Raw genomic sequence first — 9,828 nt, forward strand, 5'->3', positions numbered from 1 at the left:
GTACGGATGGAAGCGGACCACGGTATCGATCTGTACAAGATTATGGATGTTGCTGAAGACCTGATTGTACCGATGATGGACCAGCCGATCCGTGTCGATCGCGACGCGCTGACACTGGGCTTTGCCGGTGTTTACTCCTCGTTCCTGCTGTTTGCCAAACGGGCGGAAGCGAAGTATGGCATTCAGGCCCGGGACATTCTGGTCGAGCTGGGGCGCCGCGGCACCGTTGGCGGACAGGAAGATATGATTGAAGACCTGGCACTGACCATGGCCAGACAAAAATAAGCGCACAGGCTCACCAGCAGAATAGTCTGCTGGTGAGCCTCGCGGCTATACCGACTCATGCCATCAATGGCTGTACTACCAATTTCATTCAACCATCTCAATTAACCATCTTATTTAACTATCTCAATCAACCATTCATTGAGGAAAACAACCGATGTTTATAATAAAAAAAGTAAAATCCCTGACACTGATCGCTCTACTGATGGGCCTCACCAATATCGCTGCCGCTGAAACCATTATGCGCGTTGCCAGTTGGCTGCCCCCCACCCATGTACAAAATGCAGTGGTATGGCCAACCTGGGGTAAATGGATTGAGGAAGCCACCGAAGGCCGGGTTAAACTCGAGATCGAGTATGGTTTAGGCCATCCTAAAACCCTGTTTGAGCTGGTCGAAGATGGTGTTGCCGATGCCAGCTTCAGCTACCATGGTTATGTTCCGGGTCGTTTTAAACTGGCGCTGGGGGTTGAAGAACCATTGATGGGGACCTCCGCTGAAGCGGCATCTGTTGCTTACTGGCGCGTGCATCAGAAATATTTTGCTGCCGCCAATGAACATGATGGCCTGACCGTGGCAGGGGTGTTTGTACATGGACCCGGCCAGATTCAGACGATAGAACCTATCAGCTCACTGGCTGACCTTAAGGGTAAGAAGATCCGTATCGGCGGTGGTGTGCCTGCTGAAATTGGCAATCGTCTTGGGGTAACCCCGGTGGGCGCTCCGGCCCCTAAAGTCTATGAATTGTTGCAACAGGGGATAGTTGACGGTGTCTTTTTACCGATAGCAGAACAGAAGACTCTGCGTCTGAACGAAGTTGCCCGCAATGTTGTCGCTCTGCCCGGCGGTATGTATCTGGGTAGCTTTTCGATCTTTATCAACCCAGACTTCCTCGATAGCCTGAGCGACAAGGATCGTGAGGCGATCATGAGTGTTTCCGGTGAAAAGCTGTCGGCGATGGCGGGTAAAGCCTGGGATTCCGCTGATAGAGAAGGCCTGAAAGCCGCTGAAGAAGCCGGTGTTAACATCGTCAAAGTATCTGCAGACGATGCCTTTGCCAAGGACTTCAACAAGCTGGTTGAAGGCATGGATCAGATCTGGCTGGATTCCGTAGCTGACCGCGGTGTTGATGCAAAATCCGCGCTGGCAGAGCTTCGTTCTATCGCCCACAGTTATCATGAGTGAGCGCTAACCATGTCATTTTGCGCCTGGATCTCAGCGCATTATGAGGAGCAGGGGCCAGTAAAATGGCTGGCCTTTGCCCTTGAAATGATCGCTGCAACAACACTGTTTTTACTTATGCTGCTGACCTGCTCTGACGTGGTTGGCCGCTACTTTCTATCGAATTCGATCGATGGCACAACGGAACTGACCGAAATCGCGCTGGCAATTCTGATTTTTGCCGAGATGCCGGTGATTACCTGGCGGGGAGGACATGTTGTCGTCGATATCCTTGACCGGATGATGGGCCGCACAGTGATCAAACTGCTGGGACTATTTTCAGTATTCCTGATCGCTTCATCGCTCTATTTTATCGCCACACAGATTTACTTTCTGGCTGAGCGTTCATTTCGACGCAGTGAGGTGACTGAATTTCTGCAATTGCCGGTCGGCTTAATCGTTGAATATATCGCCTTCATGAGCTGGATAACCGCAGCCACCCTGCTGAGCTACGGTGTTTACCGGCTGCTGTGGCTTTCCCGTGATTAACCGACACCACCTTAAACAGGTATATTTAGCATGACTGTTGCCCTGATTGGCTTTGCCATCCTTCTTATTCTGATTGTAATCCTCCGTATCCCTATCGCCTTTTCCATGGCGATCGTGGGATTCTTCGGCTTTGCCTATATGCAGGGCCTGAATTTCGACAGCTATACAGATTTCAACTGGAACAGTGCGCTTTCAATGGCTGCCAAACGGGTTATAAATACCGCTCAGGAATACAGTTTATCGGTTATTCCCCTGTTTATTCTGATGGGCAACCTGGTCACAAAATCGGGGTTATCCCATCAGTTATACCGGGCTTCGAACGCCTTTCTAGGACATATGCAGGGAGGTCTGTCGATGGCCACGGTGGTTGCTTGTGGCGGTTCCTCTGCAATCTGTGGGTCCAGCCTGGCCACCTCGGCAACCATGGCTAAAGTCGCCATGCCGCCCATGCGTAAATACGGTTATGCCGATTCACTTGCAACCGCCTCGATTGCGGCAGGCGGTACACTGGGTATTCTGATCCCCCCCAGCGTTATCCTGGTAATTTATGGCCTGCTCACTGAAACCAGCATCCGCGAGCTGTTTGCGGCAGGGTTTATCCCCGGATTTATCGGCATTCTGCTCTACCTTTGCGCAGTGCGGTTCGCCGTTTGGCGCAATCCGGAGGACGGCCCCTGTGGCGAGCGTCTCAGCTGGCCGGAACGTATTCAGGCACTACAGGGTGTATGGGGAGTGCTGATCCTGTTCAGCGTGGTAATGGGTGGTATCTACCTCGGTGTATTTACCCCGACTGAAGCAGCAGGTATCGGAGCCGGTGGCGCGTTTGTCATTGCCCTGTACCGGCGATCACTAACCCTGGCCAACCTGTTTGATATTCTCACCGATACCGCACGAACCTCGGCAATGCTGTTCGGTGTTTTGATTGGCGCGCTGATCTTTTCAAATTTCATCAATCGTGCAGGTCTGCCGGGTGACCTGCTGACACTGGTACAAAGTGTCGATGTATCGCCGATGGCAATCATTTTTATCATCCTGGGCATCTACATTGTGCTGGGAATGGTGTTTGAAAGCCTCTCTATGATGCTGCTGACCGTACCTATCTTTTTCCCTTTAGTGCAGAGCCTCGGATTCGATCTGGTCTGGTTCGGTATTGTCGTAGTGGTTGTCACCGAGATCAGTCTGATTACCCCACCCGTCGGGATGAATGTGTTTGTCCTCAGCGCGGTACTCAGAGATGTCAAAGCCAGCACCATCTTCAAAGGGGTTACCCCTTTCTGGTGCGCGGATATTGTCCGGCTTATATTGATCACACTTATTGCTCCGATATCACTGTTTCTTCCTGAACTGCTTTATCGCTGAGCCGGAAATCAGCAAGAGAGTAATATTACCGCTGATTCAAACAAGTCCGGCATGTTGCAGATGAGATCGACGCAGATGCCATAGTGATATGATTGCAGTACTCACAGCAGTGTTGTTCAGTTTTTACTGGATTCAATAACGCATAAAGTGATCCATAATTCAAAGCTTCCCGTGCCTATCCTGCCGGGATAAACTAACCTGATCTCTACAGCACTATTCCGCGACGATATAACCGGAATAGTGCTGCTTTCTTATCCAACCAGAGAATCTGTATCTCCTTGTTTCCATGTTCATTTAATCATCAGATTAGCGCCAGAAAAAATAGAAATAAAACCCCTGCCAATAACGCCGGAATGTGTTGACCACACATACCACAGTTGCTACTTTACCACTGTCTTTGACCTTCCATGCGAGCTGCAATAAATAGATGACTACACAAAAATTATCCCGCGAAGAATGGATAAATGCCGCCACTCAGGTACTCGCCACCAGCGGTATTGATCAGGTTCGCGTCGATAAACTTGCCAAGCAACTGAAAATAACCCGCGGTAGTTTTTATCATCACTTTACCAGCCGTAATGATCTGTTAATTTCCATTCTGGACAAATGGCGTTTGCGGGCAACCGAAGCAGTCATTGCGCGGATTCAAAGCGCCAGCAACGACCCGGTTGAACAGATCACCACACTGATGAATCTGCCTATTACAGGCAAACGCTCTTTTGATGGGGCTTCAGTAGAAATCTCTATCAGAGCCTGGGCCCGGCGGGACAAACTGGCACGTTCGGCCGTAGAAGAAGTCGACAAATATCGCCTGTCATTCATCAACAGTATTTTTACCAATCTTGGCCATACATCAGACCGGGCTGATGATCTGGCAAACCTGGTTTACTCCTATATTGTGGCGATGTCGCTGATACACTTTGATAATAAATTCGAAGAACGCCGGGAGATGTCCCGACGTCTGGCTGAGTTTTTATCTGATAATTGTCCCGTAAGCAAATGCCCTAAACGGAAAAACCAACCGGCTTAACTTAGACTACAGGCAGAATAAACCATTCTGCCGGTCATCTCCTGCACGTTTGCGAAGGCGACTCACCAAAGTAATCACGATATACCTTTGCGAATCGGCCAAGATTATTAAAGCCGTATTCCAATGCTACCTGTGTAATATTTTTCATACTCTTCAGGTCAACCAACTCTCTATAAATACATTCAAGTTTTATATGACAGATGTATACCCGGGGACTCAAACCAAATTCATTTTTGAAAAGATGATACAGCGATCTCTCACTGACATTAATATAGGCAGCCAGATCCAAAGGCTTATACTCTTTACGCGGATCAGAGATTACCCAGCGACGAATCTTCTCAATCTTCGGGTTTTCGCAGTAGCTGACTTTATAAAATGGGTCAGCGTTATTCTCGAACCGCTGCAACAACAAGCATGAAAAGAAATGACGATACTGAACCTTCAGCTGTTCAGGTGTCTGACCCGGCTCAGCATCCAGCAGCGACAGAATCTGATGCTTAAGTACACCTAGCTGTTCCAGTTTAAACACATTCGGTTTAAACACCAGACCGGATGCCCTCAGATGGTATCCCAGGTGAACCGCATCCTCTGTCAGGGTTTCAACCGGCATTCTGATTGTCACAATCTGACTGCCCGCATCCACTGCCGTATTCAGATTTTCTGAGGTGTTAACCAGGCAAAGATCACCACAGCCCAGAGATAATTCATCGCTCTTGAGCCAAAGGCGAGCTCCTCCTTGCTGAACAATTATCAACTGAAACCATCCGGGACTATCAGGTTCAGAAATATCGACAAACTGATCATAGCTGCCCACACAAACCTGAATCATCCCCAGGGATTTCTTCATTATATAGTGTGGGGCCTGAGGAGGGTTACGGCGCTCTTTTTGAAGGACTGTTCCTAACGCGAATAGAGCATCCTGCTTCAAAAAGGTATCGTAAGAAAAGGCATTCACTACAGCCATGCTTACCTCCACAATTTATTCTTGTTGTAAGAGTCATATTGAGCGTATGAATTAAGTTAACGAACAGATCTATCAATACTGAAAGCCTCTTGATCTGATTTAATCAAGGGCTTTCAATGAGTATCTACTGAACCAGAATTAAAGAGATAGATGGCACTAATACAATCAGGGCTAAGCGAAACAGATCTGCAACAACAAAGGGGAAGACCCCTTTAAAAATAGTTTTCAGCTCAACATCTGGTAGCACCGATTTCAACACAAAACAGTTCAAACCCACCGGTGGACTGATCAGACTGATCTCTGTTGCGACGACCACCACAATGCCAAACCAGATCAGATCCATTCCCATACTGGAAACAATCGGATAAAACACCGGCACCGTCAGCAACAGCATAGAGATCGATTCGAGCACAGCCCCCAGCAACAGGTATATTGCAATAATGACGAACAGCACGCCTAACAAGCCGAACCCCAGACTATCGATCCAGTCGACCACGTCATAAGGGAAGTTAGACACATTCACCAGATTGGCAAAAATCAGCGAACCGATCAGAATCGCAATCAGTGATACGGATGTCACCGCACTATCCTCCAGTGCATCACGCATCCGCTGCCAGTCAAACTTGCCACGCAGGAACGTCAGAAAAATTGCGCCAACAACACCGACGGCTGCCGACTCCGTTGGGGAGAAAAATCCGAAGTAAATGCCGCCTAATACAATCGAAACCAGCATGGTAAACGCCCACAACTGACGGATCGCAGCAAAGCGTTCTTTGAATGTCGCTTTTTCCCCTGAAGGACAGCTACCTGGTTTCAGATAAGAGATAACAATGATGGCGAGACAGTACATCACAATACCGATCAGGCCTGGAATAACACCGGCGACAAACAGCTGACCGATATCGGTCTCCGTTATAATGCCGTAAAACACCAGCGCGATAGAGGGGGGTATCAATATCCCCAGGGTTCCACCGGCGGCGATAACCCCTGTCGCAACCTCCTGACTATAGCCATAGCGAATCATCGAAGGGTAAGCAATTTTTGACATGGTTGCCGCGGTTGCAAAACTGGAGCCGCAGAAGGTGCTGAAACCACCACAGGCGCCAATGGTGGTAATCGCAAGACCTCCGCGCATATGCCCTATCAGTGCATAGGTCGCAGCATAAAGCTCTTCGGCCAATCCGGATTTTGCAACGATATTACCCATCAGAATAAACAGAGGGATAACGGCAAATTCGTAGGAGATAACCGTTTCAGACGCGATACTGCCCAGTTGACTCAGTGCAGCTCCCCAGCCCTGATAATAAGCCAGCCCCAAAACACCAACAGAGCCGGTAGCGACCGCGATAGGCACGCGTAAAAACAGCAGCGCAAACAGCACTACAAATGTGATCAGAATAATCATGACAGAGTCCTAGAAACCAGAATTTCGTTTAGGCGCAGAAACAAACAGGCTGACCCAGGCAATCAGGGCAAAGACACTCACCGCCAGTAACACCTTCCACTTCATCACACCCAGAAAAAGGAAAACATCACCAAACTTGTAGGACTCTTCCACCTGCATAAACAGTGTGATCACCAACGTGGTGTAAAAGACGCATTCAATCAGATAGACAAACCAGAAAATAATCTTGCCAAAGGTACCTACATAAAACTTATCCAGCAGATCTATCGTGATATGACCTTTGGTTTTGTGCACATGGTAGAGGCCCGAATAAAACATGATAGCCAGCGAGATCGAGACCACCTCGTATGAAAACCCGAGAGGAGTATCAAAAACGGTGCGGCCAACCACGTCGACAAAAATAACTAACGCCATCAGCAACGCAGCCACAATCGCTATTTTCGAGCAAAGAACTTCCAACACTTTGAGAACGGATAAAGGCATAACAGCATACTCTTATGAAACCGCCTCCCGGACTGCCCGTTATCAGAGCCGATAAAGCACAGTTCAGGAGGCGGTGAAACATCATTTCATCGCTTCAAGTTCAGACTTGTAGTAGTCCATTGCTTGCTGACCATCGACACCCTCTTTCTCCGCCTCTTTCAGCCAGTTTTCACGGGCTGGGGCAAATACCGTTGTCAGAGATGAGATCAGTTCAGGAGAGGCAACCCGGTATTCAGCCCCCAGACGAGCTTTCAGAGCAGCTCTTGCCTTGACGTCATTTTCATCCCAGAGTTTACCCATCAGAGCAGACAGCTTTTCACCCGCCAGATCCATAATCGCCGCCTGATCCGCCGGGCTGATCATCTCCCATTTATCTTTATTCATGATGATGAACGCGGAGTTTGAATACAGTCCACCGGGGATCTGCGTCACATGGTTGATATATTTGTCGACTTTAAAGCCGGTCAGCAGCTCATCCGACAGCGCTGTGCCATCAATAACACCACGGGAGAGGAATTCACGCAGTTCCACCAGAGAACCGGAGATAGGGATAACATTCAGCTCTTTAAGTGCATTCGATACCACCGGGGTCTGAACCCGGATCTTCAGCCCATCCAGATCTTTAGCGGACACAATCGCGCTATCTTTGGTATGCAGGTTGCCGCCGGAAGTCACATGCACCGCCAGGGTAACGACATCATCATGCATCCCGCTTGGTTTGAAATATTTGTTGAAGGTACGCCAATACGCTTTAGAACTTTTCTCGGCATCGAGGTTATCAAATGGAAACTCAACCATCTCACTCAGCGGAAAGGCACCCGGTGTATATCCGTGAGGCCCCCAGGCAACATCCGCAACACCATTAACCACCGCCTGGTAGTTTCGGGTAGGCGGCGCAAGCGGTTTTGCAGAAGGACGAATTTTTACCCGACCTTCCGTGGCATCTTCAACCTGCTTAAAAAACTTTAACAGACCGTCAACCTGCGACCAGTGAGTGGGTGGAAACCACTGGTTGTAACGAAGCGTAAGGGTTTCACTTGCCTGAGCAATAGTAGCGGAACTCAGTGATGCACAGATCAGTGCCGCTCCGATAAAGGTTTTCTTAAGTAGCATAGCCGTTCCTCGGTTTTATTATGATTAAATGGAACACAACAAAATTGTTTCACAATACAGTATTGTATGTCTATATTATTAAAAAATATTTATTTTCTATAAATACATTATTATTCAGTAAGTTATATTAGTTCTATAGAATTAAAAATAAGTGCATAACTGTATGTTATGGATTATGACTCAGACAAAAGCATCGCTATAGAAGCGGTCCGGCTCCAGCCCACAGAGCTCAACGAAATCACGCCGGGCTGAGGAAACAACAATAGGCGCACCACAGGCATACACCTCATAAGCCGACATATCCGCAATATCATCGACAACCGCCTGATGAACAAAGCCCGTGCGGCCGTTCCAGCCTTCATCAACGCTATCGGAGAGCACCGGAATATATGAAAACCAGCGATTCAGTTCTGCCCATTGCTGACAAAGCTGATCCATATAAAGGTCCTGCTGGCAGCGCCCCCCCCAATAAAGAGCAACCGGACGGGTATTACCACGGGCAACCAGATCCAGCATCATCGATTTAACGGGCGCAAAACCGGTACCACTGGCAACCATAATGATCGGGCTATCCGAATCCCTGACATAGAAAGTGCCGTACGGCCCCTCGATGGTGACTATCGCTTTGGGCTTCAGCTCATCAACGATAAACGGGCTGACTGCGCCATCCGGCATCTTCCGCACGTGCAGCTCTATCAGCGCATCGGCATCTGTACTGGCCATGGAATAGCTGCGGGTGTCATAACCTTTGACGGTCAGGTCCAGATACTGACCGGGTTTAAAGGCGAAATTGATCCCCGGGGCCGGCGCTATTTTAAGCACCGCAACATCATCAGATACCGCCTCTTTAGCCATGGTTCTGCCAGCACACTTTTGCACACTGATCCCTTCCAGCTCTGTAACCTCAGGCGCTTCAATCACCAGATCAGCGGTTGCATGTCCGACACACATCAATCCGGTTTTACCCTCAAGATCACTCTGCTCAAGCTTGATGCCAGCAGGATCAGCGTAGCTGACAGCGCCTGACAGAATCGGGGCCCGGCACTCGCCACACTGGCCATCGCGGCAGCTGTGTTTCAGCGTGATACCCGCTTCCAATGCAGCTTCAAGGATTGTTTGAGACGCCTCAACCGTGAAGGACTTATCCGCCGGTTCAATCTGTACTGTCATCCCCATCAGATTAATCCCTTCTCTTTTGCCTGCTTTTCTTTAAACATGGTCAGTGCCAGGTCTTCAATCATATCTTCCTGCCCGCCAACGGTGCCGCGGCGCCCCAGCTCAACCAGAATATCCCGGGCCTGAATGCCATACTTCGCTTCCGCCCGTTTGGCAAACAGCAGGAACGAGGAGTAAACACCCGCAAAGCCCAGTGTCAGCGCGTCACGATCGACACGGATCGGCTGGTCCATCATCGGTACAATCAGGTCTTCAGCAACATCCATAATCTTGTACAGATCGATACCGTGGTCCGCTTCCATCCGTAC

The 9,828-nt window shown here is 49.1% G+C and carries 9 protein-coding genes and 2 pseudogenes; 5 read left to right on the top strand and 6 right to left on the bottom strand.

All coding sequences use genetic code 11. From position 1 onward, the window contains the following. The 5 genes and pseudogenes from BMY09_RS21890 to BMY09_RS21910 form a co-directional block, all read left to right on the top strand. A pseudogene (locus BMY09_RS21890) lies at positions 1 to 285 on the top strand (4-hydroxy-2-oxovalerate aldolase); the annotation flags it as partial. A gap of 154 nt (positions 286 to 439) precedes the next feature. Continuing rightward, complete coding sequence (locus BMY09_RS21895) at positions 440 to 1,465, top strand: TRAP transporter substrate-binding protein (protein ID WP_091362272.1); 1,026 nt, start codon at positions 440 to 442, stop codon at positions 1,463 to 1,465. A gap of 9 nt (positions 1,466 to 1,474) precedes the next feature. After that, a complete protein-coding gene (locus BMY09_RS21900) occupies positions 1,475 to 1,990 on the top strand; it encodes a TRAP transporter small permease (protein WP_091362273.1) in 516 nt (171 codons plus the stop codon). 30 nt (positions 1,991 to 2,020) lie between these two features. Then, positions 2,021 to 3,349: a TRAP transporter large permease gene (locus BMY09_RS21905; protein ID WP_091362274.1), complete on the top strand. Its 1,329-nt coding sequence runs from the start codon at positions 2,021 to 2,023 to the stop codon at positions 3,347 to 3,349. Between the two features lie 427 nt (positions 3,350 to 3,776). Continuing rightward, the gene (locus BMY09_RS21910) at positions 3,777 to 4,379 is read left to right on the top strand and encodes a TetR/AcrR family transcriptional regulator (protein ID WP_091362275.1); all 603 of its coding nucleotides are present in this window, start codon (positions 3,777 to 3,779) and stop codon (positions 4,377 to 4,379) included. A 34-nt stretch (positions 4,380 to 4,413) separates the two neighbouring features. Here the strand turns inward: BMY09_RS21910 and BMY09_RS21915 are convergent, their stop codons facing one another. From BMY09_RS21915 to BMY09_RS21940, 6 genes and pseudogenes are all read right to left on the bottom strand, one after another. After that, the gene (locus BMY09_RS21915; protein WP_175483635.1) at positions 4,414 to 5,226 is read right to left on the bottom strand and encodes an AraC family transcriptional regulator; all 813 of its coding nucleotides are present in this window, start codon (positions 5,224 to 5,226) and stop codon (positions 4,414 to 4,416) included. Positions 5,227 to 5,467: 241 nt separating this feature from the next. Then, entirely contained in the window at positions 5,468 to 6,748 is a 1,281-nt protein-coding gene (locus BMY09_RS21920) for a TRAP transporter large permease (RefSeq protein ID WP_091362277.1), read from the bottom strand. A gap of 9 nt (positions 6,749 to 6,757) precedes the next feature. Beyond that, positions 6,758 to 7,231 (bottom strand): TRAP transporter small permease, encoded by a 474-nt coding sequence (locus tag BMY09_RS21925; RefSeq protein ID WP_091362278.1) that lies wholly within the window; start codon positions 7,229 to 7,231, stop codon positions 6,758 to 6,760. Positions 7,232 to 7,312: 81 nt separating this feature from the next. Further along, complete coding sequence (locus tag BMY09_RS21930; protein WP_091362279.1) at positions 7,313 to 8,344, bottom strand: TRAP transporter substrate-binding protein; 1,032 nt, start codon at positions 8,342 to 8,344, stop codon at positions 7,313 to 7,315. 180 nt (positions 8,345 to 8,524) lie between these two features. Continuing rightward, complete coding sequence (locus BMY09_RS21935; protein ID WP_091362280.1) at positions 8,525 to 9,520, bottom strand: FAD-binding oxidoreductase; 996 nt, start codon at positions 9,518 to 9,520, stop codon at positions 8,525 to 8,527. Next, a pseudogene (locus BMY09_RS21940) lies at positions 9,520 to 9,828 on the bottom strand (4-hydroxy-2-oxovalerate aldolase); the annotation flags it as partial. The gene BMY09_RS21935 and the pseudogene BMY09_RS21940, both read right to left, overlap by 1 nt.

The organism is Amphritea atlantica (assembly GCF_900111095.1).
GTDB classification, from domain to species: domain Bacteria; phylum Pseudomonadota; class Gammaproteobacteria; order Pseudomonadales; family Balneatricaceae; genus Amphritea; species Amphritea atlantica.